This window comes from Bradyrhizobium sp. 40, assembly GCF_023100925.1.
Taxonomy (GTDB): Bacteria; Pseudomonadota; Alphaproteobacteria; order Rhizobiales; family Xanthobacteraceae; genus Bradyrhizobium.
Window position 1 is genome coordinate 6,273,225 of the sequence record NZ_CP064688.1, and the last position, 22,480, is coordinate 6,295,704.

Genomic DNA, 22,480 nt, shown 5'->3' on the forward strand with positions numbered 1-22,480 from the left:
GGCAAGCATCAAACGTCGCTGCGGTGCGTCGTCGGTGAGATCAGGTCTTAACGGCCAGCTCTTAACGACCGGGGCGAAGTTCCAGGCTCTCGAGCCCGGCCGCGACGTTGAGGCCGACCTGACCCTGCACGCTGAGCGGCTGGAGCGCGATTGAATTGTTGGAGCCGCCGACCAGCACGTTGCCGCCGAGGCCGACACCAACGGAGGCGCTTCCCTGCGCACCGGCGTAGTTGCCGGCGAGGTCGCCCGGTCCGAGTCGGTTCACCGGCGCGAACACGCCCCACGCCAAAGCCGTCTCCTGGGTGATGCCGATATCCAGACCGACCTTGCGGATGGTCGCGACGTAACGGTCGTCCGGCAAACCATCGACCCGCAGCACGCAACCGAGATGGGTCACCGATCCCACGATGAAGCCCACGCTGGCGCCGCCGCGGCATTCGAGCACGCCCACCTGCACCATCCGCGATTGCGCGCTGGCGCCCGCAACCGAGGCAACGAGGCTCGCAACGGCAAGCCCGGCGAGGAGGAGTGAACGGCGCATGAAAATCTCCGGCGATGAATGCGATGCGAGCATGGGGGCGCGGCACACGCCGCGCGATGGTCTATGCCACAACAGTTCCGGTGGCGCCAGATCGCGCAGACTTGAAAGAAAAAGGGCCCGCATTGCGCGGGCCCTTTGATGTTACTTCATGTCTGCGAGTTCAGCGCAGATTGCCGCAGAAGCGCTGGATGCGCTTGCAGGCGTCTTCGAGGTCCGAGGTCTTGGTTGCGTAGGAGATGCGGAACGCGGGTCCAAGGCCGAAGGCCGAACCCTGCACCACGGCGACGCCTTCGGTCTCGAGCAGCTCGGTCACGAACGTCTCGTCATTGTCGATCACCTTGCCCGACGGCGCGGTCTTGCCGATGGTGCCGGCGCAGGACGGATAGACGTAGAAGGCACCCTCGGGACGCGGGCACTCGATGCCCTTGGCCTGGTTGAGCATGGAGACGACGAGGTCGCGGCGCTCCTTGAAGACCTTGTTGTTGGCGGGAATGAAGTCCTGCGGACCGTTCAGCGCCTCAACCGCGGCCCATTGCGCAATCGACGACGGGTTCGAGGTCGACTGCGACTGGATCGTCGACATCGCCTTGATCAGCTGCGCCGGGCCGCCGGCATAGCCGATACGCCAGCCGGTCATGCAATAGGCCTTCGACACGCCGTTCACGGTGAGCGTGCGGTCGTAGAGTTTCGGCTCGACCTGCGCGACCGTGGTGAACTGGAAGTCGTCATAGACGAGATGCTCATACATGTCGTCGGTCATCACCCAGACGTGGGGATGCTTGACCAGCACGTCGGTGAGCGCCTTGAGCTCGGTCCTGGTGTAGGCAGCTCCCGTCGGATTCGACGGCGAGCACAGGATCACCCATTTGGTCTTCGGCGTGATCGCGCGCTCGAGCGCCTCGGCCTGGAGCTTGAAGCCGGTCGCGGCGGTGCAGACCACCGGCACCGGCTCGCCACCTGCCAGCGCCACCATCTCGGGATAGCTGACCCAGTACGGCGCGGGGATGATCACCTCGTCGCCCGGATTAATGGTTGCCATCAGCGCGTTGTAGAGCACCTGCTTGCCGCCGGTGCCGACGATGATCTGGTTCGCCTTGTAGACGACGCCGTTCTCGCGCTGAAACTTGGCGATGATGGCTTCCTTCAACTCGGGAATGCCGTCGACCGCGGTGTACTTGGTCTTGCCCGCTTCGATGGCGTGGATCGCGGCCAGCTTGATGTTGGCGGGCGTGTCGAAGTCGGGCTCGCCGGCACCTAAGCCGATGACGTTGCGGCCCGCCGCTTTCAGCGCACGTGCTTTATCCGTGACCGCGATGGTCGCGGACGGCTTCACACGGTCGAGCGCAGCGGCAAGGAAGGACATCGTCATCTCCTGACAAGCGTCGTGAACCCTTTGGCTTCACGACTCCGATTGTGGGAATGAGCCACCCTAAAACGAGTGCCGTTGCACCGCAAGAAACTTCGGTCCGATCCCGCAAAAGTTTACGTTTCTGGCGCGCATCAAGCCGTGATTTCCCGCAATTTTCCGCAACTTTGCCAGGCAAATCCCACATATCCGACAAGGCGTGTCCTCGGAGCAATTTTGGCGGGTTGATCGCCGCGAAATCCAGACCGTCGTCATGCCCGGGCCTTGTCCCGCCTGCGCGGCCGAAGCCGCTTCGGTGCGGCGAAGGCCCGGGCATCCGTTCTGCTGCTGCGTAGCTCAGACGTGGATGGCCGGGTCAAGCCCGGCCACGACGAAGCGCGAGCGCTTGCGCTACACCAATGCAGGCGCCTTGCATCCGCGTGGTGACGCAAGCGTGAACTGAGTTGGATGGTCGCACGGAAATGATCTTCCGCCGCATTGCAATGCGGTAGGGTTTTCGAGTTTTTCTATTGGCCGGGTCTTGCGGCGGATTCGCATCGGCATCATTGTTTAGCCGCGTTGCGAGGCAACAAGCGCCGCGCCCTCCCGTCTTCCGGAATCTCCTCAGAATGTACAAGCTCTATTCGATGCAGCGCTCGGGCAACAGTTACAAGGTCCGCCTTGCGCTGGCGCTGCTGAACTTGCCTTACGAAGCGGTCGAGGTGGACATTCTGCGCGGCGAGAGCCGCACCCCGGATTTCCTGGCCAAGAACCCATCCGGTCAGGTGCCGCTGCTCGAGGTCGGCGACGATCGCTATCTCGCCGAGTCCAACGCCATTCTCTGGTACGTCGCCGTCGGCACGCCGCTCGCGCCGGAGAACCGCATCGATCGCGCCGACGCGCTGCAATGGATGTTCTTCGAGCAGCACGCGCTGGAGCCGAACATCGGCGCGGCCTATTTCTGGCTGTCGCTGGTAAGGGGCGGCCGCGACCTGCAGACTCATTCGCTGGAGGACTGGATGGAGCGCGGCTATGGCGCGCTCCAGGTGATGGAGAATCACCTCAAGACCAACGCCTATTTTGCGGCCCGGCAGCTCACGGTCGCCGACATCGCGCTGTACGGCTATACCCATCTCGCCGACCGCTGCGACTTCGACCTCTCGACCTTCCCGGCGATCCGTGACTGGCTCAAGCGCGTGGAAGCGGCGCCCGGCTTCGTCGCAATGGACTGGCGGCCGGCCGACATCGAGGATCCCGCCAGCATCGCCGCTGGCGCCTGAGGGATCGCGCTCTGGCGAATAGCGGGCATAAGGGTCACCATTGCCGCAATCTCGCCATTTTCCCTCGATTGGCCGCCGCAATATTGCCGATTGCAACAGTGAAATTGTTCGATGTCGCGGGTGATTCGCTCGCGCGTTGAAGGATTTAGACCATGATTCGGGTGTCCGGCACGGCAGGCTTTCAGGGCCCACCCGCTACCGTTTCGTCTTCCCGGCTGACCAATGCGGTCGCGGCCTCGCTCGCCGTCGCCGCGCTCTCGCTATGCCTGATCGTCACCCTGACGGTGCTGTCGACCAAGGCGACCATGGCGATGGGCCTGCCGGTCTGATTCCCGCTTCATCCTGGACCCGCCTTCAAGGCGCCGCGTGGCCCGCACCGACCGGCATCGCGACAGGATTTCGATGAAATCACCTGTGGTCATCGTTGCAATCACCCTGACCGCGGCCATCCTCGTCGCGGCATCGCTGTTGATCTTCGTCGGCACACGCAAGGGCCAAGGGACGTCGACGCTGAATGCGCCTGCGCTGCAACAACGTCTCAGGCACGCGCATTTGGTCTAAAATCATCCGAAAGCTTTGCGCGTGAGCCAAAGCGCACCTTAAGCACACGGCGCGAAACCGCATCGCAACGGCGCAATGTTCGGTCAGTGTTGCCGCCTTACCTCGTTCAGGAAGGAGCGAGACAGGCCCATGCGGTTGGGATGGCGTGCGATCTCCGGTCCGGCGCTGACGGCAGCGACTTTGCTGCTGGCGATGTTTTTCGATCGCTTCGTCCCCATTCCCTCGCCCGCGCCGCTGCTCGTCTGCATCGTGGCGCTCGCCGGCGCGCTCTCGGGTCCCGCTTCCGCCGTCGCCAGCGCAGCTATCGCCGTCATCGGCGCGGCATTGCTGCTCCTCAGCCAGCACGGCGTTTCAGGCCTGACCACGGCGGATATGATCCGGCTCGGCCTCCTGGCGGCGGCCGCCGCGGGCACCGCAGGCATCACCGGCCTGATGCGCCAGCGGCTGCTCGGCACGTTTGCCGCCGAGCGTCGGAGCCACGCCATCGCCGCGCGGCTGTCGGCCGCGCTCGACCAAGTCGATATCGGCATCGTGCTGCTCGACGCCGAGACGCGCGCCGAATTCATCAACCGCGCGTTCCGCCATTATTTTGCGGTGCCGAACGACATCGCCGACGGCAAGCCGCCGTTCATCGCGCTGATGTATCACGGCCGCGACACCGGCGCGTTCGAATTGCCCGAGGACGAGCTCGGCACCTTCATCGCACAGCGCATGGAGATGGTGCGGATCGGCGATGCCACGCCGATCAACATCGCCTTGCGCAATGGCGAGGTTTTGCGCTTCGTCTGTGCCGCGCTGCCCGATGGCGGGCGCATGCTGAGCTACACGCCCGTGACCGACCTCGTGCGCCACACCGATGCGCCGTCCCGCGCCGACTATTACCGCTCACTGCGCGATCCCGCAGGCCGCAAGCTGATCCGTTATCTGCGCGTCGCGGAGTGATGCGCGATTGATCGACGCATCCATCATCACGTTTGAAGGACGCCTCATCGATTGCGGGAATTTCATATGTCGCTCACCATTCGCCCCGTCACCAGGCAGGACTACGATCAATGGGTGCCGCTCTGGGACGGCTACAACGCCTTCTACGGCCGCTCCGGCCCGACCGCGCTCTCGCCCGAAATCACGCGCGTGACGTGGCAGCGCTTTTTCGATGCCTATGAGCCGGTGCACGGATTGGTCGCCGAGAGCGACGGCCGCCTGCTCGGGATGACGAATTACCTGTTTCACCGCAGCACCACCGCGATCGAGCCGTCCTGCTATCTGCAGGACTTGTTCACGACCGAGGACGCACGCGGCAAAGGTGTCGGCTCGGCGCTGATCCACGGCGTCTACGAGCGCGCGAAGCTCGCAGGCTCCCCGCGCGTGTACTGGCAAACGCATGAGACCAACGTCACGGCGCAGGGTCTGTACGACAAGGTCGCCGAGCGTTCCGGGTTCATCGTCTATCGCAAGATCTTCTGATCGTCGCGACGCGGGGCCTGTGGATAACTTTGCCTGTCACCCGCGCGTAACATAGCGGGACTAGGCTGCAGCTGCGTCTGATCAGCCCCCCGTCACCGATCAAGCGCCCCAAAGCGGTCCCCGTCAGTCGCCGCGTCTGACAGGGGCCGCATTTTTTTGTCGGCAGTCGTTGTCCGCAGTTCCTTGTCAGCATGGCAGCAACGCGGCGCGCGGCTTGCTGCAGCGGCGCAGCGCAGTCACAATGCGCCCCTGCCTATCTCCGACAGGGATCTCCCATGGAAATTCGTAATCTCGGCGCCTCCGGCCTACGCGTGTCTGCGGTCGGGCTCGGCTGCAACAATTTCGGCCAGCGCACGGATTTGGAGACCTCGCGCAAGGTGATCCATCGCGCGCTCGATCTCGGCATCACGCTGTTCGACACTGCCGACATCTATGCCGGCATGGGCGGTTCGGAAACGGTGCTCGGCACCGTGCTCGGCGACCGCCGCAAGGAGATCGTGCTCGCCACCAAATACTCAAAACCGATGGCGACCGACGGAACCAAGCAGGGCGCTTCGCGCCGCTACATCATGAACGCAGTCGAGGCGAGCCTGACGCGGCTCAAGACCGACTATATCGATCTCTATCAACAGCACGATTACGACCCGCTGACGCCGATGGAGGAGACGCTGCGCGCGCTCGACGATCTCATCCGTCAGGGCAAGGTGCGCTACATCGGCAATTCCAACTTTCCGGCCTGGCGCATGGCGGAAGCCGAATTCACCGCGCGCGCGATGAATGTCAGCCGCTTCGTGTCCTGCCAGGATGAATACAGCCTGCTGGTGCGCGACATCGAAAAGGACCTGCTGCCGGCCGCACAAGAGTACAAGCTCGGCCTCCTGCCGTTCTTCCCGCTCGCAAGCGGGCTCCTCACCGGCAAGTACCAGCGCGGCGCGGCGGCCCCGACCGATACGCGCTTCGGCAAGGTACCGGCGTTACGCGACCGCTACGTCACGCCGCGCAACGAGGACATCGTCGAGAAGCTCACGGCATTCGCGAAAGCGCGCGGCCACAGCATGCTCGAGCTCGCCTTCTCCTGGCTCGCCGCGCGCCCGCAAGTGTCGAGCGTGATTGCCGGCGCCACCCGCGTCGCGCAGGTCGAGGAGAACGTGAAGGCGATTGCGTGGAAGCTCAGTGCGGAGGAGATGGCGGAGATCGACAAGATCACGCTGGGCTGATCGTTGCGAAGTGGCGCGCTACTTGGCGCCATGTCCGACCGTCTGGATCACCTCGAAGCCCTCGAACTGGGGATGGCCGAGATAGGTCGGCTTGGTGTCGCCGGCCCGCGCATGCGCGGCACGAAAAGCATCCGATTTGGTCCAGGCCTCGAACGCGGCGTGGTTGGCCCAGATCGTGTGCGAGGCGTACAGTGTGTGGTCCTCGAGCTCGGGGCCGCGCAGCAGATGAAACTCGACGAAGCCCGGCACCTTGTCCAAATGAGTATCGCGCGAAAGCCAGACCTGCTCGAAGGCGGCCTCGGAGCCCTTGACGACGCGGAAGCGGTTCATGGCGATGTACATGGGGATGGTCTCCTGATGTTCGGCTAATCATGTCGTCATTCCGGGACGCGCCGCAAGGCGCGAGCCCGGAATGGCAGTCAGGTAACCAGCCCCTTCATCGGACGTGCGCTTGCGCTATCCGGAAACACCGTCTCGGCCAGCACGCGATCCGACAGGCCGAACTGGCCCTGCAGCACGCCCTTGATCACCGAGCGCAGATCGGTGGTGGGCTTGAGGTCGCGGGCCTCAAAGAGGTTGGCGGGCTTGAGGCCGGGCCAGTCGGCAATGACGCGGCCGCCCTTCACCGCGCCGCCGGCGAGCAGCGCGATCGTTCCCGTGCCGTGATCGGTGCCGTCGGTGCCGTTGATGCGCGCGGTGCGGCCGAATTCAGTGGCGACCACCACGGCGGTGTCGCGCCAGCGTTCGCCGAGGCCGCCTTCGAATTCGGCGAGCGCACCGTCGAGCCCGCCGAGCAGGAAGGCGAGGCGACCGACCGGCCCGCCTTCATTGGCGTGCGTGTCCCAGCCGTCGAACGCGAGCGCTGCGATGCGCGGGCCGTCGTCGGACGCCATCAGTTTTGCGGCGCCGCGCGCGACTTGCCGCATCTGCGCGACCGCATTGCCGGGCTTCGGCTTCATGTCGTCGCCGCTTGCGGCCTTTTCCAGCGCAAGGCCCTGCGACAGCACGGCCGCCAGCGCGGGATCGCGGTGACGATAGAGCTCGACCAGACGCATCGCGGTGTCGTCATCGGCTTGCGGCAGCGCCACCGGCGCCCAGCCGACGGTCGGCGCATTGCCACGCAGCACCAGCGGCGTGGTCGGGCCGACGGCAAGAGCGCTCGACACCCGCTCGCCGCGCGGCAGCGCTTCCAGCGCGCGGTTGAGCCAGCCGGATTGCACGCGCCCCGGGCCGGCGTAGCCGCTTTCGAGCACGTCCTGACCGTCGAAATGCGAGCGGTCGCGATAGGGCGTCGCCACCGCGTGGATCACCGCGGCGTGCTTGTCGCGATACATGCGTGCGAACTCGGGCATCGCCGGATGCAGCGCAAAGAACGTATCGAGCATGATCGCGGGATGGGCGCCGTCCGCGGTGAGCGCGATCGCCCCGTGCAAGCCGGCATAATCGGGATCGCCGACCGGCGCGACGGTCGAAAGCCCGTCAAGCGCGCCGCGCAGGATCACCACGATCAGCCGGGGATCGCGACCATCAGCCGCGCGCGCGAATTTCGGCAAATACGCCCAGGCCGCGAAGGACGCGCCGCCGAGCAGGAGGCCACGGCGCGAGGTGAGGAGCCGGTTCTCGACGCAGTCGATCATCATCATCTCCTCTGCATTTCCGGCGACATCAACAGCAGCGCCAGCGCCTGCTGCCGCGACTCCGCCCGCTCGATGGTGCGGCGCGTTTCGATCGAGGCCGCATCTGCGGCCGCAAATTCCAACAAATCGAGCGGATCGATGTTGGGTCCAAGCCGCGCGCCCATTTGCGCGGCAATGTCGAGCCGGAGCTTGATGCCTTCGGGCGCCGCCCACGCGGCGCTGGTATCGGCGAAACCATTCGGGCCGGCCGGCGACCACAGCGGCTGGCCCAGCAGATTGAGGTTGTTGAGATAGGCGCCGGGATCCTCCGGCACGCGCGCGAGCAGCCGGCCGCTCGCGACCAGGAAATCATAGGGGCTCCGCATCTTCGTCAGCGGCGCCTTCCACGCCTCGTCGGACTCGACCAGTGCGGTTGCGAGCGCCTTGAGATCCCCGTCGGTCTTGATAAAGACATCGCGCAATCGCGCCACCAGCGCCGGCGGCGGATCGTCGGCGACGAAATGGCGAACGAATTTGGTGGCGATGAAATTCGCGGTCGAGGAATGGCGTGCGATGTCCGCAAGCGCGGCTTCGCCCTGCGCAAGGCCGGTCGGCTCGTAGGTCCTGCCGAGCAGCATTTGCGGCCCGGGCTGGTGCGCATTGACATTGAACACGAACGAACCGGGCACCCCCAGCTGTCCCTGCCGGCCGGCAAAGGTCCAGCCGGTGATGATGCGCGCGAGCGAGGTGACGTCGTCCTGCGTGTAGCCGCCGCCGACACCGAGCGTATGCAGCTCCATGATCTCGCGCGCGAGATTTTCGTTGAGCCCGCGCTTGCGGTTCTGGCCCGCGCGCGAGTCCGGTCCGAGCGATTGCTGGTTGTCGAGGAAGAACAGCATCGCCGGATGCTGCTCCACCGCCTTCAGCATGTCGGCGAAACGCCCGAGCACATGCGGCCTGATTGCCTCGCGCTCGAACGCGCCGGCCCATATCCGTGCCAGCTCGTCTTTGCTGGCGGAGATGCAGAAATGGTTGGACCAGAACACGACCAGACGTTCGGTGAAGCCGCATTCGACCAGGGTCGCGCGCTGCAACCGCGCCAACGCTTCGGCGCGAAAGGTCTTCTGGATGACGTTGAGCGGCTGCGGGGCGGGTTTTGCGGCAGCCGGCCCGGCCGCGTTGGGCTGCATGCTGTCCGGCTTGGCCATATTGTCCGCCGGCTTGTTGTCAGTCGGCTTATTGTCAGTAGGCTTGGACTCAGCCATCTGGCCGGCGATCTCGGTTGCCACGGCGTTCAGCGAGAGATTGCGGCGCGGTCCGAGCTTCTGATCGACCGGCGCTTGCGACGGCGCCTCGGCCGGCGCGCCGGCTTTGGCGGCGGCCTCGCGCGCCTGCTTGACCTGGTCCTGATAGGCGAACACGGCCTGCCCGAGCTGCGGCGTGGATTGCAGGCCCGGCGCCTCCAGCAGCACCGCGTTGGGGCGGGCGAGTTCCGCCTTCACAAAACCGCGAGGATCGGAGGCCGCGTTGATGAGATCGCCGGATGCACCACCACGGGCGCCGAAGCCGAAACGGTTGAGCGCGACGAGCGCGGCTTGCGAATCGCGGGCCATCGATGTGTCCTTCGCGCGTTGCCAACCGCTTTCCTGATACGTGCGCGAGGCCTAATATACCGCAGCGGGAGATGAACCCGGCATGAAAATGACAGCCCGGCTTTTGCGCAAATCATGACAAATCCGCAAGACATTCCAGTGCAGGAAGCGCGCCGCCTCGCCTGCTCCCGCTGCGGCACCGAGTTCGGCTGCGACCTCTCGGGCACCTGCTGGTGCGCGGAAGAAACGGCGCGATTGCCGATGCCGGTCAAGGGCGAGGATTGTTTGTGCCGGGCGTGCCTGCGCGAGGCGGCCGTCGGAGCTGGCAAGTGACCGAAGATAGCGCGTTTGGCTACCGTCATTGCGCGCGGTCACCTCACTCCGAAGGCCAACATTAGATTCAGGTCCGCAACGCCAGAGACGTTCCCGACCAAACATCCACGCTCTTTCCGCCGGCCGTTTGGGCGGAACCCCAAAATCGCATGATCTCTTTAGACTGCCTTTACCTTCTCGGGCTGGAACTCGCGGATTAACGCTAGCCTTAACCAGACACGGCTAGGTTGCGCGGCGTCAATTCGAGTACCCACATGAGCCGGTTCATTTTATTCACCTGCACGGCCTTCGTCACGACTTTCGTCGGCTTCTCGTGGGCGTTGCGTGGATTTCCCACCTATTCCTTTTCGCTGATCGGCGAGCTGAAGCCGACACTCAAAGCGACATTCGGTGACGACAGCGCCAAAGCCTATGAACGCAAGATGTGGGAGGCGGAGCACACCGCACAGAGCGACAAGGATCCAAAGCTCGACGCGCTGCGAATGGATGCTTTGCAGGCCGGCACCGCCTACGCCATGTCGCCTTGCGATGACACGATGAAAGCCAACCTCATTGCGGCCACGTCGGCCTATGCGCGTGGCTATATGAAGATCTACGACTGTCCGACCCCGGCCATGGGAATGTTCTGCAGCGAAAAGAAGCGCGACCAAGCCAACGCGGTGCATTCGACGCCGCTCGACGTACGCGTCAAGGCTGCGCTCGCGGAAGCCTTTGAACAGAAGGGTGTCGTTCAAGAGGATTTCCCAGCGGAAATCCGTCTTACAGTGCTGGCCTTCGCCGGTCCGGGCCTATGGTCCAATCCATCGCCCGTGTGCCTGCCACGGCAACTTGCGACGGCGAGCCGCAGATGAGCCGTATCTGGTTCGTCGTCTGGGCAATCATCATCTGGCAGGTCGCAGCGTGGGCGTTCGCGCCCGAGCCGAAGGCTCGGCAAGCCGCCCCGATGGACGGACCGGGGTATGGCACAAATGAAAAATACTCGGTGGACGGTAGGGCGAGACAGCGTGAGAGCGCAATCGCCACGCTGGAACGGCCCTATGGCGCACGTTGCACGGGCGAGGGCCGACAGCGGTTCATCAGCGGCCTCGACGAATACTATTATCAGCGGCAAAATCAGATGGAGCGCTATCCCGAAACATTCGGCAAACCCGGCGCCGATTACATCGCGAAGCAATGGACGACGGGGGAGGACCTGCGCATCGATCGCCTGACTCAAGAAGCGTATGCGCAAGGCTATCTGGCGCTCGCTGATTTGAACAACGTCGCGCGCAAGATGGTCGAAGCCGTGGTGAGGAATGAGCGCGTGACGGGGAACGCCTGCGCGGGATAAAAGCCTGCGCTCGCTCAGACAGCGTGCCCCGGTGACTTCCGCGCCGTGCCGTCGAACGCATCCAGCAGCTTTTCGCGCCAGGTGTAGACCGGGTCGTCCGCTTCCAGGAGCTTGAACGGGCTCGTCACGCGCGCCCACTGAAAACCACCGAACACGATGTAGTCGGCATAGTTCGGTGCGGCGCCGCCGATGAAGGGCTGCTTCTTCAGGGTCTGCCGCATCTCCTCGAGCGATTTGCGGAAGGCGACCACGGCGGCATCGCAGCTGGCCATGATCTCTTCCAGCGTCTTGCCGCCGAAACGCGCCTCGCGCGACTGGCGGAAATAGGCGGCGTCCACCTCGTCCAGATTCTTCGGGATGTCGGCGATGATCAGCGGAAAGATGCCGCCGACGATGGCGATGTCGCCCCAGGCGTTGAGCATGCGCGCCATGGCGCGGCCACCCTCGCCGCCGAACAGCGACGGACGGTCCGGAAACTTGTCTTCGAGATAGGTCGCGATCGCCCAGGAATCGACCACCGGCTGGTCGTGATGCAGCAGCACCGGCACCTTCTCCGAGCCGTGCGGCGCAATCGCGCTTTTCTCGGTGAAGCGCCAGGGCAGCGTTTCCGCCGAAAGGCCCTTGTGTGCCAGCGCCATCCGCGTGCGCCAGCAGAACGGGCTGAACGGTCGCGAGGCGTCGGTGCCGACGAGTTCGTAAAATTTGAGTGACATGGCTGGTCCCGTTGCTGCGGTTTGCGAACAGAGTAGCCGTCATAGCTACGAGCGCAAGAAAGCGGTCTTGCCGCCATGGCCTGGGTGTGACCGGCAACCAGTTACCTCGCCCGCGCCGGCGCCGAATCTGCTCGCGGCTTGTTGAGCTGGCACTGGATTGGACCTAAGCTCGGGCATTTCAAGCTTTGGGAGGCATTACATGACCACATCCATTCCACGGCGCGATTTCCTTCTCGGCTCGGCAGCGCTTGCCGGCGCCGCGGCCGCCAATGCCTTCACTTGTGTCGAGATCGCGAGCGCAGCGCCGATCACCGTCCCGACCGTCGACAAGCTTTCGATGCGCGTACTGGTGGATTCGAGCTTCGATCTGTTCTTCCGTCCCAAGCAAATCAACGGCGTCTCGATCACGCCGGCCGCGCGCGGCAGCGACTTCCGCAAATCGCTGCACAACGAATGGGGCCTGTCGCTCTGGTTGGAATCTGAAGGCGGCGGCAACCAGCGCACGCTGATGCTGGACTACGGATACACGCCCGAGGTGCTGCTCAATAACATGGCGTTGATCGGCGTCGATCCGGCCAAGCTCAACGCGCTGATCGTCAGCCACGGTCACTACGATCATTTCGGCGGTCTGAACGGCTTTCTCGATAAATTTCGCGACAAGCTGCCCGCCGACATCAAGCTCTATGCGGGCGGCGAGGATAATTTCTGCCATCGCGTCAATCCGACGCCGACGCAGGGGCAATTCGCCGATTTCGGCACCCTCGATCGCCGGTCGCTCGCGGCGCAGAAAGTGACGACCGTGCTATGCGAGACGCCAACAGTAGTCGCGGACCACGCTTTCACCACCGGCAAGATCACCCGCCGCAGCAGTGAACGCGTACTGCCAAACACCCTGGTCGAGTTTGGCATCAAGGATGGGCTGGGCTGCAACGTCGGGCATTACCTGCCGGCAGAGATGGAAGGCAAGATCGTGCCGGACGAGCACATCCACGAGCACGCCACCTGCTTCAATGTGCGGGATCTCGGTCTCGTCGTGATCTCGTCCTGCGGCCATGTCGGCATCGTTAACTCGGTGAAGCAGGCGCAGGAAGTGTCGGGCATCCAGAAAGTGCACGCCGTCGTCGGCGGGTTTCACCTCGGTCCCGCGCCCAAGGACTACCTCGCGCAGGTCGTGAGCGAGATCAAGGCGCTCAACCCTGACGTCGTAGTGCCCATGCATTGCAGCGGGCTCAACTTCGCACAGGAAGCCAATGCCCAGATGGAGGGCAAGGTGGTGGTGACGACGACAGGCAGCCGCCTCACCTTCGGGCTGTGATGCGACCTGCCGGCGCCTGGCTGTACGTGACGCTGGCGCTTGCCTGCGCGGGAGCGGCGCAGGCGCGCTCGGCCGCGGAGACCATGGACATCCTGATGTGGAATCGGGAGCCGGTCGGCGGCCCGTTCGAGCTGATCGACCAGACCGGCAAGCCGCGCAGCGACCGCGACTTCCGCGGACGACTGATGCTGGTCTATTTCGGCTTCACCTATTGCCCTGACGTCTGCCCCACCGACCTGATGGCGATCGGACAGGCGCTCGAGCAGCTCGGGCCGGACGCCGAAGCCGTCCAGCCGGTCTTCATCACCCTCGACCCCGAACGCGACACGGCTCAGCATCTTGCCGAATATGTGCCGCTATTCCATCCGCGGCTGCTCGGGCTGACGGGCAGCCTCGACGCGATCGGGGCAGCGGCAGAGGCCTACAAGGTCTATTTTGCCAAGATCCCGATCGGCAAGGACGCCGGCGACTACACAATCGACCACACTTCCTTCATCTACCTCATGGACGGCTACGGGAAATATCTCGGCTTCTTTCCGCCGGGCACCTCGGCCGAGCGTATGGTCGAGATCATCCGGCCACGCCTTGCGGCGCCTCCGCGGTAGCGCTCGGGTGAGAGCTAGCATGAAGCAACATGCTCACCGCCCGTTCGTGCGCAGCAGCTTCTCGCCGTCCTCCGTCACCGCGATGATCCGCCCCATTCCGGGGAGCGTCTCGCGCGCGACATAGCCGCGGTCGGCGGCGTCTTCCCAGATGGTGAGGCGCGGGCACGAGGTCTTCCAGGTCGCGATCACCTCGGCATAGGCGCGCGGCTCGCGCGCAACCCATTCGACGAAGTCCAGCACCAGCGGGTCGGCAGTCTCGCTCATTGCAAACCTCCCTTCTCGAAGGCCGCCAGCACGGGCGTGCGGACCAGCAGCCAGCTGCCATAGGCGACGTAGTAGCAGGCGATGGTGGTGATCAGCTTCATCGACCAGGCCACGAATTGCTGGTCGGTCATGGCTTCGAGGATGCGCCGCGCCAGCGTGGTGCCGAACATGGATGCTGCGATCGCGACGGCCGCGAGCACGGGATCGAGCGTCGCGGCCTGGTCGATCACGCCGCCGAAATAGATCAGCTTGGTGAAATGGCTGACGAGCTGGCACATCGCCTTGGTCGCCACCTTCTCGCGCCGGCCGAAATCGCCGCCGAGGAAGAAGGTGTCGAGCAGCGGTCCCGACACGCCGGTCATCAACATGAGGCCCATGCAGATCGTGCCGTAGACGGTGCCCTGCCAGAGACGGTCGGGATCCGGCTTGACGTTCGCGGGCAGCAGCCGCGCCATGAACGGGGTGATGCCGAGCAGCAGCAGCGCGACCGGCTTGTCGGGCACGTAGCGCGTGAGCGACCACGCCGCGAGCGCGACGGCCGCGCCGACCATGTAGTTTGCGACCGGCCGCCAGCGGATATGCGCGCGCCAGAGAAAGGCCCGCCAGCCGTTCGAGGCCATCTGCGTGATCGCATGCAACACCATCGCGGTCGGCAGCGGCATCAGGGCCAACAGCACGCCGATCAGGATCAGCCCGCCCGCCATCCCGAACAGCCTCGACAGGAACGCGGTGCCGACCATCAGCAATCCAAGGGCAGCGATCGTGATGGGCGTCACGTAAAAATCTCCGGCTGGCCTTCTCCCCGCTTGCGGCGCGAGCGAAGAGAAACGTGCCCCGCTTGCGCCGTCTACGCAAACTGAGTTATCTTAGCCTGGCATCAGCTTTCCTGAGGGTCGGTCATTTGCGGCGCTTGCTGTTTCTCAACGGCATCAAGGCATTCGAAGCCGCGGCGCGGGCCGGCAGCTTTGCCGCGGCCGGCCTCGAGCTGAGCGTATCGGCGGCGGCGGTCAGCCGCATGGTGCACATCCTGGAAGAACGGCTCGGCGTCGCGCTGTTCGAGCGCAAGGCCAACAAGCTGCTTCTCACGCAGGCGGGCCGCGCCTATCAGAGCGGGCTGACCCCGATCTTCGACGCGCTCGCAAGCCTCACCGCCCAGGTGACGGCGCCCTCGAGCGTCCGCGTGCTCACCATCGGCATCGGCCACACCTTCGCGATGCGCTGGCTGATCCCGCGCCTGTCGGAGTTTCGCAACGAGGAGCCCGACATCGAGGTGCGCTTCACCACAGGCGGCGCGTCGGTGCCGTTCGGCGAAGACTGGAGCTGTGGCATCCAGCTCGGTACCGGCGACTGGCCCGGGCTGGTCGCCGAGCCGCTGTTCGCCGGCGACCTCACGCCAGTCTGCGTGCCTCGCCTGGCTTCCTCGCTGAAGCGCCCGGCCGATCTTAGGGGATCGAGCCTGATCCGCGTCGCGCATTCGCCCGAGGACTGGCCGATCTGGCTCAAGGCCGCGAACCTCGCGCGCATCAACGCGCGGGGGCCGGAGTTCCAGTTCTACGGCCAGGCGCTTCAGGCTGCCGCCGACGGGCTCGGCATCGCCATGGGCATCCGGCCCTATATCGACGACGATCTCGCCGCCGGTCGGCTGGTCGCGCCATTCGACCTCTCCGTGCCCAAGGGCATGCGCTGGTACCTGCTCTATCGCAGCTTCCAGACCGAGCAGCGCGACTTTGCCGCGTTCCGCCGCTGGATCATGCGCGCCGCGTCGGAACCCGCCGCCCGTCCGGTCCGGCGGACCGGCCGCACCAGCGCGCGGAACTGACGCTGCAGCCGTCCTTGGGCAAAAAAGCCCGCCGCTTGTGAACGGCTTCACATCCTGAAATCCGCAAATGTGGTCCCCTGACCCTCCAACAAGGCGCTCGAACAAAACATTTTGGGGACTGCAATGACGACCCTCTACGACGGCTTTGACATCGAATCCTTCGAAGCGGGCAAGGGACTTTGGCACGCCCGGATCCGGCGTGCCGATTTCAGCCCGGTTGCCATCGACGGCGTGCTGTTTCCGGCCATGGAAGTCGGCTTCGCCTGGCCCGATCCCGATGCCGCGATTGCCCATGCCAAGCATCACATCGATCGCTTCCGCCGGCGGGCCGACGACAGCGAGGACGAATAGGCGAGCGGGACTGCAGGCGAACAAGGAACGGCGCAGGGTCAAAGGGGGAAACCGGTCATGTCAGTCATCGAATTCGAAGACACGCCGCGGCCGAGGATTTACACCCACAATGTGCTGTCGAATTGCCCGGAATGCGACGGCGATCTCACGGTGCTCCGCGTGATCGGCGGCCGTGCCGGGTGCGAGTATTGGGCCATGCGCTGCACCGATTGCGGCGGCATCCACCTCGACATCCTCGAGCCGCGTCAGGCGGCCGGGGACGACGAGGGACCGTCGCCGGCGGCCTGATCGCAAGATCCGGCGATCCAATCCTGCTGCCAACCTGCTGTCAGCAGTCTGATCCGGGAGGGGCATTCGCTCTTTATTGCGAGGCGGACTCGCCCCATATTCGGAGCATGGCGAAGAAAACTGCTTCCTCCGAAAAATCCGGAAAATCCCCCAAGACCAAGGCTCCGAACGCGAAGGCGCCCAATTCCAAGGCGTCTCGCCCCGACGTGCAGCCGATCGGGCCGGCGCTGGCCGAGTTGCTCAATCCCGCAATCAATCGCGGCGATGCCGGGCTCGGATCGGGCACCGGCCTGCAGCCGCCGCCGGACAATTCGCGCGACCGCCGCTCCGGGGGCGAGGCCGCCGCGCATCGCGCGCGGACCTCGACGCCGAAGGAGTTTCCGCAAGACAATACACGGCCGATGCCGCTGCGGCCCAATCCGCAGCCGCCCGGCGCCCGCGACGCGGGCTTCGACGAGGCACCGCAGGCCAATTACGGAACCGCGGCCACGATCCCGACGCTCGATCCGGAACTGGCCCGTCAGCTCGGCCTTCCCACGGAAGAGGACGATGCCGAAGCCCTGGCGCGTCCGCCGCGCAGCAAGATGGAGGCGCTCGGCGTCAAGGCGACCGCCGACGCGCTGGAATCGCTGATCCGCGAGGGCCGGCCGGAGTTCCGCAAGGACGACGGCTCCACCAGGGTGTGGACCCCGCATCGGCCGCCGCGTCCGGAAAAGTCCGAAGGCGGCGTGCGCTTCGAGATCAAGTCGCATTACGAGCCGCGCGGCGACCAGCCGACCGCGATCGCCGAGCTGGTCGAGGGCATCAATCGCAATGACCGCTCTCAGGTGCTGCTCGGCGTCACCGGCTCCGGCAAGACCTACACCATGGCCAAGGTGATCGAGGCCACGCAGCGCCCCGCCATCATCCTGGCGCCGAACAAGACGCTCGCCGCCCAGCTCTATGGCGAGTTCAAGAGCTTCTTCCCCGACAACGCGGTCGAGTATTTCGTCAGCTATTACGACTACTACCAGCCCGAAGCGTATGTCCCTCGCACCGACACCTACATAGAAAAGGACTCCTCGATCAACGAGCAGATCGACCGCATGCGCCACTCGGCGACGCGCGCGCTGCTCGAACGCGACGACGTCATCATCGTCGCCTCGGTGTCCTGCATCTACGGTATCGGCTCGGTCGAAACCTACACCGCGATGACCTTTGCCCTGAAGAAGGGCGAGCGCATCGACCAGCGCCAGCTCATCGCCGACCTCGTCGCGCTGCAATACAAGCGCACCCAGGCCGATTTTACCCGCGGCACCTTCCGTGTCAGGGGCGACGTCATCGACATCTTTCCGGCGCACTATGAAGACCGCGCCTGGCGCGTGAACCTGTTCGGCGACACCGTCGAGACCATCGAGGAGTTCGACCCGCTCACCGGCCACAAGCAGGACGAGCTCGAATTCATCAAGATCTACGCCAACTCGCACTATGTGACGCCGCGCCCGACGCTGGTGCAGGCGATCAAGTCGATCAAATCCGAATTGAAGATGCGGCTGGACCAGCTCCACGACCAGGGCCGCCTGCTTGAGGCCCAGCGGCTGGAGCAGCGCACCACCTTCGACCTCGAGATGATGGAGGCGACAGGAAGCTGCGCCGGCATCGAGAACTATTCGCGCTATCTCACCGGGCGCCTGCCCGGCGAGCCGCCGCCGACGCTGTTCGAATACGTGCCCGACAACGCGCTGGTGTTCGCCGACGAGAGCCATGTCACCGTTCCCCAGATCGGCGGCATGTTCCGCGGCGACTTCCGCCGCAAGGCGACGCTCGCCGAATACGGCTTCCGGCTGCCCTCCTGCATGGACAACCGTCCGCTGCGCTTCGAGGAATGGGACATGATGCGGCCGCAGACGGTCGCGGTCTCGGCCACGCCCAGCGCCTGGGAGATCAACGAGAGCGGCGGCGTGTTCGTCGAGCAGGTGATCCGCCCGACCGGCCTGATTGATCCCCCGGTCAACATCCGCCCGGCGCGCACCCAGGTCGACGATCTCGTCGGCGAGGTCCGCGCCACGGCCCAAGCCGGCTACCGCTCGCTGATCACGGTGCTGACCAAGCGCATGGCGGAGGATCTGACCGAATATCTGCACGAGCAGGGCATTCGCGTCCGCTACATGCACAGCGATATCGACACCATCGAACGCATCGAAATCATCCGCGATCTGCGCCTCGGCGCGTTCGACGCGCTGGTCGGCATCAATTTGCTGCGCGAAGGCCTCGACATTCCCGAATGCGCGCTGGTCGCGATCCTCGACGCCGACAAGGAAGGCTTCTTGCGCAGCGAGACCTCGCTGATCCAGACCATCGGCCGCGCCGCGCGCAACGTCGACGGCAAGGTGATCCTCTATGCCGACCAGATGACGGGCTCGATGGAGCGCGCCATCGCCGAGACCGATCGCCGTCGCGAGAAGCAGGTCGAGTACAACACGGCGCATGGCATCACGCCGGAGAGCATCAAGAAGTCGATCGGCGACATCATGAACAGCGTCTACGAGCGCGATCATGTGCTGGTGGAGATCGGCGGCCACGACATGACCGACGACGTCATCTCGATCGGCCACAATTTCGAAGCCGTGCTCGGCGATCTCGAGACCAGGATGCGCGAGGCCGCCGCCGATTTGAACTTCGAGGAAGCCGCGCGGCTGCGCGACGAGGTCAAGCGCCTGCGCGCCACCGAGCTCGCCGTGGTCGACGATCCCACCGTCAAGCAGCGCACGGTGCAGGGCAAGGCCGGCGCCTATGCGGGCGCGAAGAAATACGGCGACGCCGCCAATTTGCCGGTAAGCGCCATGAAGAAAAAGACCGTGAGCTCCGCGCTGAAGGCGAGCGGCGGCGGCAGCGGCTCGAAGGTGCACAAGCCGCATCTCGACGAGATGCACGGCCCGGAATCCCTGCCCTATCGCGCCGACCGCGCGCTGCCGTCAAAGCCGTTCGGCGGCGAAAGCCGCATCATCCAGCCGACGGACTCAAGGCAGTCGGGGCCGGAGTTCGGGCCATCGCCGCGGTCGAGCGGAGGGCGCCGGGGCATAGGGGTGGGTGGAAGAAGAGGTAGGGGGTGCAGAGCGCCGGCGCCGCCGATGGTTGTTCATGGCGGCGAGAATGATGAGAACGCGAGCTCACCCAACGCTTGCCGCCAGCAGCGACAACAGCAGCACTGAGGCCACTAATTGCATCGACGTCGCGGGCTTGGCGCGCCAGCGGGCGATCTTGTCGGAGAAGGACAGGCTGGCGTCGAAGAACAGCGGTTCGTAGGCGTTCTTTGCAAATCCCGGGAATGTCGATCCTGCCCAGATGGAGAGGAAGCTGTAGAAGGTCGTCGCCATGGTGATGGTGAGCATGGGATTGCCGCCATGATGGTTGCCCAGGAGCTTCACCATCAGGGACGCCGCGGCAAAGATTGGAAATCCCTGCAGGATCGCGGTGAGCGCAAAGCCTTCGAGCCAGTTTAGCGGGCCCGATTTCGACGCGGTAATGAAGGGCATGATGCGATCACCCCACGCTCGCCGTCACCACGGCCATCACGGACAGCAGCAGCACGATGGTCATGAGTTGCAACGAGGCGACCGGTTGGGTTCGCCATGCCGTGATCTTGTCGGTGAGCGACAGATGGGCCTCGAAGAACTTTGGTTCGTAGACGGTCTTGAAGAAGGTCGGGAAGCTCGGCCCGAAGGTCACCGCAAGCAGCGCATGGGCGAGCGAAGCGATGGCGACAAAGATGGCGACGCCGGGATCGCCGACCAGGTCGTGATTGCCGACCAGCTTGAGCAGGAAGGCGGCGGCGGCGAAGGTCGGGAAGCTTTGCAGCGTCGCGGTCAGCGCGAGGCCTTCGAGCGCGTTATGCAGGCTGGACTTTCTGACTCTAGCGATGGCGGCCATGGCACGTCTCCCTGAGGACATGCGGATGAATCTAGCCGCCATCAGGAGGGCCTGATGTGAGATGCGTCACGCCCATTTCCTCTGCGGGAACAAGGCGCGCGCGCCCCGAATGACCAGGGGTTACAGCTTGCCCTGCCCGTTCACCTGGCTCTGCTGTTGCTGCCGCCTCTCCTGCTCTTGCTGCTCCTTGGCATGGTGGCGGCCGTAGAGGCAGCCGGCGGCGGCGCCGAGGACGCCGTGATGGCCGGCATAGTGGCCGGCGACACCGCCGACGACGGCGCCCTTGATGCAGCCCTTGGCGTTGGCGGCGGAAGTCGCGCCACAGATGAGAAGTACGGCGGCGATGGCGGCGAGGGATTTCATGGATCGATGTCTCCGGATGCGGTCTTGCGACCTCAACAGGCACGGGCACGTCCCGGTTCCGCGTTCGCTTCCTGCGTCCACGCCAGCCACGCGAATTCGTGCAGGCGCCCGGTCGCTCAACCCTCAATTGCAGTCATGAACCTGGCATTGCGCTTGCGCGTCATACGTCTGCAATATTCCCTGTGGGTTTGCGGATTGCCGGTATCCGAGGCCGCGCATTAGCTCGGCGCAAGCTCCACACGGCCAATGAGGACGGGCGGAATGACGGTCGAGAAGCTCAATCGCCAGCGTGTGCTGCATCTGCTCGACGCGATCGCGCGCAGCGATCTCGAGGCGGCGCTGTCGTGCTGCACCGACGACGTCGACTTCCTCACCCACGCGCCGATCGACGTGCTGCCCCACATGGGCCCCTGCCACGGCAAGCAGGAGCTCGGCGAATTCTGGCGCACCGTGCAGGAGCGATACGCCGAGATCCGCTACGAGGTGCCGCAGATCATCGCCGAAGGCGACGCGGTCGCGGCCTATCTGCGCGTGTTCTTCAGGAAGCGCAGCAACGACCGCATCATTCAGGTCGACATGGCCATATTCTACACTTTCCGCAACGGCCAGGTGGCGCAGATCCGCGAGATCATCGATTCCTACGACCTGGTGCAGCAGGTGCTGGAACGTGAGATCGGCCCGCTGATCGTGGGCGAGCGGGTGGACGGGGCCTCTCTCCAAACCGGCCCGGACCGGGAAAATACGGGGTTCTATTGTAAATCTCACACGCCGCGATCAATTGTGCATTGCGAAAACGTGAATTGCGTTTTGGCCGAATTGGCGTATTTTGTTCGTATACAAATGAGTTGAGCGACCCCGCGGCACCTATCCTGTGCGCTTGGGGTTGTTTTTCGTTTTTTCGCAAGCCAGCTTCAGGACTGCCCAAAATGACAGAGCACAGCCTCTGGCGTTTCTCGCGAGCATTGCACCGCGCGATCAACGACCGGCATTTCGAGGACATCGAGGCCCTGATCGACGAGGACGTCGAGTGGGCGCTCTACGGCCCGATCGACATGTTTCCGTTCCTCGGCGCGCGCCAGGGCAAGGACGCCGTGCTCGACGTCATCCGCCAGTTCGCCGACAACTTCCAGGTCCGCCGCTTCGACCGCGAGAGCATCATGCTGGGCGTTGATTCCGCCGCCTCGATGCTGCGCTATTCGCTGACCGCGCTGGATTCCAGCAAGCCGATCAGCTTGCGGGTGGCGCAGTTCGCCCAGTTCAGGGCGGGCAAGCTCACCAGCATGCGCGTGCTGATCGACACGTTTGATCTGGTCGAGCAGGCACTCGGCCGCGCCATTCATCTGCCGAAGATGACCAGCGTCGGCTGAACGGAACACCAACGGGCCCCGCTGTTCGGGACCGATGGCTGATGCTCTCGGCGACGCGTCCTGGCCTCCAGCCCCGCCGGATGCAATCGTGGAGAAGCTCGCCATCGGGCGCGCGCCTTTCGCGCGGCCCGTTGGTTCGCGTTTGTTGGAACCGCCACAATTTCGCAACGATGGTTCCGCATCCTCGGCGGGACTGGGCTGACGGGC

At 64.7% G+C, this 22,480-nt stretch carries 26 protein-coding genes and 2 pseudogenes; 17 read left to right on the plus strand and 11 right to left on the minus strand.

Annotated features, from left to right (window positions below):
* Positions 1-61: 61 nt before the first annotated feature.
* Together IVB40_RS30005 and IVB40_RS30010 are read right to left on the minus strand one after the other, a co-directional pair.
* Positions 62-541, minus strand: coding sequence for a DUF992 domain-containing protein (locus IVB40_RS30005; protein ID WP_027565351.1), 480 nt, complete (start codon positions 539-541; stop codon positions 62-64).
* A 160-nt stretch (positions 542-701) separates the two neighbouring features.
* The gene (locus IVB40_RS30010) at positions 702-1,904 is read right to left on the minus strand and encodes a pyridoxal phosphate-dependent aminotransferase (protein ID WP_007596745.1); all 1,203 of its coding nucleotides are present in this window, start codon (positions 1,902-1,904) and stop codon (positions 702-704) included.
* Between the two features lie 611 nt (positions 1,905-2,515).
* On the opposite strand from IVB40_RS30010, the gene IVB40_RS30015 reads away from it, so the two are divergent.
* The 6 genes from IVB40_RS30015 to IVB40_RS30040 all read left to right on the plus strand — a co-directional run bounded on the left by IVB40_RS30015 (position 2,516) and on the right by IVB40_RS30040 (position 6,408).
* Positions 2,516-3,166 carry a glutathione S-transferase family protein gene (locus IVB40_RS30015; RefSeq protein ID WP_007596746.1) on the plus strand — a complete coding sequence of 217 codons (651 nt, stop codon included), beginning with the start codon at positions 2,516-2,518 and terminating at the stop codon, positions 3,164-3,166.
* Positions 3,167-3,318: 152 nt separating this feature from the next.
* Entirely contained in the window at positions 3,319-3,495 is a 177-nt protein-coding gene (locus tag IVB40_RS30020; protein ID WP_197031094.1) for a hypothetical protein, read from the plus strand.
* A gap of 37 nt (positions 3,496-3,532) precedes the next feature.
* Positions 3,533-3,727, plus strand: a complete 195-nt coding sequence (locus tag IVB40_RS30025) for a hypothetical protein (protein ID WP_155809328.1) — start codon at positions 3,533-3,535, stop codon at positions 3,725-3,727.
* A 129-nt stretch (positions 3,728-3,856) separates the two neighbouring features.
* Positions 3,857-4,669, plus strand: coding sequence for a PAS-domain containing protein (locus IVB40_RS30030; RefSeq protein ID WP_247817165.1), 813 nt, complete (start codon positions 3,857-3,859; stop codon positions 4,667-4,669).
* A gap of 66 nt (positions 4,670-4,735) precedes the next feature.
* A complete protein-coding gene (locus IVB40_RS30035; RefSeq protein WP_027565353.1) occupies positions 4,736-5,191 on the plus strand; it encodes a GNAT family N-acetyltransferase in 456 nt (151 codons plus the stop codon).
* Between the two features lie 275 nt (positions 5,192-5,466).
* Positions 5,467-6,408 carry an aldo/keto reductase gene (locus IVB40_RS30040; RefSeq protein WP_247817166.1) on the plus strand — a complete coding sequence of 314 codons (942 nt, stop codon included), beginning with the start codon at positions 5,467-5,469 and terminating at the stop codon, positions 6,406-6,408.
* An 18-nt stretch (positions 6,409-6,426) separates the two neighbouring features.
* On the opposite strand, the gene IVB40_RS30045 is transcribed toward IVB40_RS30040, so the two are convergent.
* From IVB40_RS30045 to IVB40_RS30055, 3 genes are all read right to left on the minus strand, one after another.
* Positions 6,427-6,750 carry an antibiotic biosynthesis monooxygenase gene (locus IVB40_RS30045; RefSeq protein WP_247817167.1) on the minus strand — a complete coding sequence of 108 codons (324 nt, stop codon included), beginning with the start codon at positions 6,748-6,750 and terminating at the stop codon, positions 6,427-6,429.
* Between the two features lie 77 nt (positions 6,751-6,827).
* Entirely contained in the window at positions 6,828-8,045 is a 1,218-nt protein-coding gene (locus tag IVB40_RS30050) for a DUF1501 domain-containing protein (RefSeq protein WP_247819612.1), read from the minus strand.
* Between the two features lie 2 nt (positions 8,046-8,047).
* Positions 8,048-9,637, minus strand: a complete 1,590-nt coding sequence (locus IVB40_RS30055; protein WP_247817168.1) for a DUF1800 family protein — start codon at positions 9,635-9,637, stop codon at positions 8,048-8,050.
* Between the two features lie 114 nt (positions 9,638-9,751).
* On the opposite strand from IVB40_RS30055, the gene IVB40_RS30060 reads away from it, so the two are divergent.
* From IVB40_RS30060 to IVB40_RS30070, 3 genes are all read left to right on the plus strand, one after another.
* Positions 9,752-9,949: a cysteine-rich CWC family protein gene (locus IVB40_RS30060; protein ID WP_247817169.1), complete on the plus strand. Its 198-nt coding sequence runs from the start codon at positions 9,752-9,754 to the stop codon at positions 9,947-9,949.
* A gap of 254 nt (positions 9,950-10,203) precedes the next feature.
* Positions 10,204-10,800 carry a hypothetical protein gene (locus IVB40_RS30065; protein ID WP_247817170.1) on the plus strand — a complete coding sequence of 199 codons (597 nt, stop codon included), beginning with the start codon at positions 10,204-10,206 and terminating at the stop codon, positions 10,798-10,800.
* Positions 10,797-11,279 (plus strand): hypothetical protein, encoded by a 483-nt coding sequence (locus tag IVB40_RS30070; RefSeq protein WP_247817171.1) that lies wholly within the window; start codon positions 10,797-10,799, stop codon positions 11,277-11,279. Before IVB40_RS30065 ends, IVB40_RS30070 begins: the two co-directional genes overlap by 4 nt.
* A 14-nt stretch (positions 11,280-11,293) precedes the next feature.
* On the opposite strand, the gene IVB40_RS30075 is transcribed toward IVB40_RS30070, so the two are convergent.
* Positions 11,294-11,992, minus strand: coding sequence for a glutathione S-transferase family protein (locus tag IVB40_RS30075; protein ID WP_247817172.1), 699 nt, complete (start codon positions 11,990-11,992; stop codon positions 11,294-11,296).
* A gap of 199 nt (positions 11,993-12,191) precedes the next feature.
* Between IVB40_RS30075 and IVB40_RS30080 the strand changes: the two genes are divergently transcribed.
* On the plus strand, positions 12,192-13,307 hold the full coding sequence (locus IVB40_RS30080) for an MBL fold metallo-hydrolase (protein ID WP_247357989.1): 1,116 nt from the start codon (positions 12,192-12,194) through the stop codon (positions 13,305-13,307).
* A complete protein-coding gene (locus IVB40_RS30085; RefSeq protein ID WP_247817173.1) occupies positions 13,307-13,912 on the plus strand; it encodes an SCO family protein in 606 nt (201 codons plus the stop codon). The genes IVB40_RS30080 and IVB40_RS30085 overlap by 1 nt, the downstream gene beginning before the upstream one ends.
* Positions 13,913-13,945: 33 nt before the next feature.
* Here the strand turns inward: IVB40_RS30085 and IVB40_RS30090 are convergent, their stop codons facing one another.
* Positions 13,946-14,176, minus strand: a complete 231-nt coding sequence (locus tag IVB40_RS30090; protein WP_247817174.1) for a hypothetical protein — start codon at positions 14,174-14,176, stop codon at positions 13,946-13,948.
* A complete protein-coding gene (locus IVB40_RS30095) occupies positions 14,173-14,952 on the minus strand; it encodes a sulfite exporter TauE/SafE family protein (protein ID WP_247817175.1) in 780 nt (259 codons plus the stop codon). Before IVB40_RS30095 ends, IVB40_RS30090 begins: the two co-directional genes overlap by 4 nt.
* Positions 14,953-15,077: 125 nt before the next feature.
* On the opposite strand from IVB40_RS30095, the gene IVB40_RS30100 reads away from it, so the two are divergent.
* The 4 genes and pseudogenes from IVB40_RS30100 to uvrB all read left to right on the plus strand — a co-directional run bounded on the left by IVB40_RS30100 (position 15,078) and on the right by uvrB (position 19,719).
* On the plus strand, positions 15,078-15,995 hold the full coding sequence (locus tag IVB40_RS30100) for a LysR substrate-binding domain-containing protein (protein ID WP_247817176.1): 918 nt from the start codon (positions 15,078-15,080) through the stop codon (positions 15,993-15,995).
* 123 nt (positions 15,996-16,118) lie between these two features.
* On the plus strand, positions 16,119-16,346 hold the full coding sequence (locus IVB40_RS30105) for a hypothetical protein (RefSeq protein WP_247817177.1): 228 nt from the start codon (positions 16,119-16,121) through the stop codon (positions 16,344-16,346).
* A gap of 57 nt (positions 16,347-16,403) precedes the next feature.
* Entirely contained in the window at positions 16,404-16,634 is a 231-nt protein-coding gene (locus tag IVB40_RS30110; protein WP_247817178.1) for a hypothetical protein, read from the plus strand.
* Between the two features lie 107 nt (positions 16,635-16,741).
* A pseudogene (uvrB, locus tag IVB40_RS30115) lies at positions 16,742-19,719 on the plus strand (excinuclease ABC subunit UvrB).
* Between the two features lie 64 nt (positions 19,720-19,783).
* Here uvrB and IVB40_RS30120 read toward each other — a convergent pair.
* From IVB40_RS30120 to IVB40_RS30130, 3 genes are all read right to left on the minus strand, one after another.
* Complete coding sequence (locus IVB40_RS30120) at positions 19,784-20,149, minus strand: hypothetical protein (RefSeq protein ID WP_247284281.1); 366 nt, start codon at positions 20,147-20,149, stop codon at positions 19,784-19,786.
* Between the two features lie 7 nt (positions 20,150-20,156).
* A complete protein-coding gene (locus tag IVB40_RS30125) occupies positions 20,157-20,543 on the minus strand; it encodes a hypothetical protein (protein WP_027565364.1) in 387 nt (128 codons plus the stop codon).
* A gap of 120 nt (positions 20,544-20,663) precedes the next feature.
* Positions 20,664-20,906 (minus strand): hypothetical protein, encoded by a 243-nt coding sequence (locus IVB40_RS30130; protein WP_247357983.1) that lies wholly within the window; start codon positions 20,904-20,906, stop codon positions 20,664-20,666.
* A 261-nt stretch (positions 20,907-21,167) separates the two neighbouring features.
* On the opposite strand from IVB40_RS30130, the pseudogene IVB40_RS30135 reads away from it, so the two are divergent.
* Positions 21,168-21,614: pseudogene (locus IVB40_RS30135) on the plus strand (nuclear transport factor 2 family protein); the annotation flags it as partial.
* 218 nt (positions 21,615-21,832) lie between these two features.
* On the plus strand, positions 21,833-22,273 hold the full coding sequence (locus tag IVB40_RS30140) for a nuclear transport factor 2 family protein (RefSeq protein WP_018453530.1): 441 nt from the start codon (positions 21,833-21,835) through the stop codon (positions 22,271-22,273).
* The last annotated feature ends 207 nt before the right edge of the window (positions 22,274-22,480 follow it).

Excerpts from the sequence above, each read along its gene's own strand:
- IVB40_RS30005 (WP_027565351.1), bottom strand. The coding sequence starts at position 541 with ATGCGCCGTTCACTCCTCCTCGCCGGGCTTGCCGTTGCGAGCCTCGTT.
- IVB40_RS30010 (WP_007596745.1), bottom strand. The coding sequence starts at position 1,904 with ATGTCCTTCCTTGCCGCTGCGCTCGACCGTGTGAAGCCGTCCGCGACC.
- IVB40_RS30015 (WP_007596746.1), top strand. The coding sequence starts at position 2,516 with ATGTACAAGCTCTATTCGATGCAGCGCTCGGGCAACAGTTACAAGGTC.
- IVB40_RS30020 (WP_197031094.1), top strand. The coding sequence starts at position 3,319 with ATGATTCGGGTGTCCGGCACGGCAGGCTTTCAGGGCCCACCCGCTACC.
- IVB40_RS30030 (WP_247817165.1), top strand. The coding sequence starts at position 3,857 with ATGCGGTTGGGATGGCGTGCGATCTCCGGTCCGGCGCTGACGGCAGCG.
- IVB40_RS30035 (WP_027565353.1), top strand. The coding sequence starts at position 4,736 with ATGTCGCTCACCATTCGCCCCGTCACCAGGCAGGACTACGATCAATGG.
- IVB40_RS30040 (WP_247817166.1), top strand. The coding sequence starts at position 5,467 with ATGGAAATTCGTAATCTCGGCGCCTCCGGCCTACGCGTGTCTGCGGTC.
- IVB40_RS30045 (WP_247817167.1), bottom strand. The coding sequence starts at position 6,750 with ATGTACATCGCCATGAACCGCTTCCGCGTCGTCAAGGGCTCCGAGGCC.
- IVB40_RS30050 (WP_247819612.1), bottom strand. The coding sequence starts at position 8,045 with ATGATCGACTGCGTCGAGAACCGGCTCCTCACCTCGCGCCGTGGCCTC.
- IVB40_RS30055 (WP_247817168.1), bottom strand. The coding sequence starts at position 9,637 with ATGGCCCGCGATTCGCAAGCCGCGCTCGTCGCGCTCAACCGTTTCGGC.
- IVB40_RS30060 (WP_247817169.1), top strand. The coding sequence starts at position 9,752 with ATGACAAATCCGCAAGACATTCCAGTGCAGGAAGCGCGCCGCCTCGCC.
- IVB40_RS30065 (WP_247817170.1), top strand. The coding sequence starts at position 10,204 with ATGAGCCGGTTCATTTTATTCACCTGCACGGCCTTCGTCACGACTTTC.
- IVB40_RS30070 (WP_247817171.1), top strand. The coding sequence starts at position 10,797 with ATGAGCCGTATCTGGTTCGTCGTCTGGGCAATCATCATCTGGCAGGTC.
- IVB40_RS30075 (WP_247817172.1), bottom strand. The coding sequence starts at position 11,992 with ATGTCACTCAAATTTTACGAACTCGTCGGCACCGACGCCTCGCGACCG.
- IVB40_RS30080 (WP_247357989.1), top strand. The coding sequence starts at position 12,192 with ATGACCACATCCATTCCACGGCGCGATTTCCTTCTCGGCTCGGCAGCG.
- IVB40_RS30085 (WP_247817173.1), top strand. The coding sequence starts at position 13,307 with ATGCGACCTGCCGGCGCCTGGCTGTACGTGACGCTGGCGCTTGCCTGC.
- IVB40_RS30090 (WP_247817174.1), bottom strand. The coding sequence starts at position 14,176 with ATGAGCGAGACTGCCGACCCGCTGGTGCTGGACTTCGTCGAATGGGTT.
- IVB40_RS30105 (WP_247817177.1), top strand. The coding sequence starts at position 16,119 with ATGACGACCCTCTACGACGGCTTTGACATCGAATCCTTCGAAGCGGGC.
- IVB40_RS30110 (WP_247817178.1), top strand. The coding sequence starts at position 16,404 with ATGTCAGTCATCGAATTCGAAGACACGCCGCGGCCGAGGATTTACACC.
- IVB40_RS30120 (WP_247284281.1), bottom strand. The coding sequence starts at position 20,149 with ATGCCCTTCATTACCGCGTCGAAATCGGGCCCGCTAAACTGGCTCGAA.
- IVB40_RS30125 (WP_027565364.1), bottom strand. The coding sequence starts at position 20,543 with ATGGCCGCCATCGCTAGAGTCAGAAAGTCCAGCCTGCATAACGCGCTC.
- IVB40_RS30130 (WP_247357983.1), bottom strand. The coding sequence starts at position 20,906 with ATGAAATCCCTCGCCGCCATCGCCGCCGTACTTCTCATCTGTGGCGCG.
- IVB40_RS30140 (WP_018453530.1), top strand. The coding sequence starts at position 21,833 with ATGACAGAGCACAGCCTCTGGCGTTTCTCGCGAGCATTGCACCGCGCG.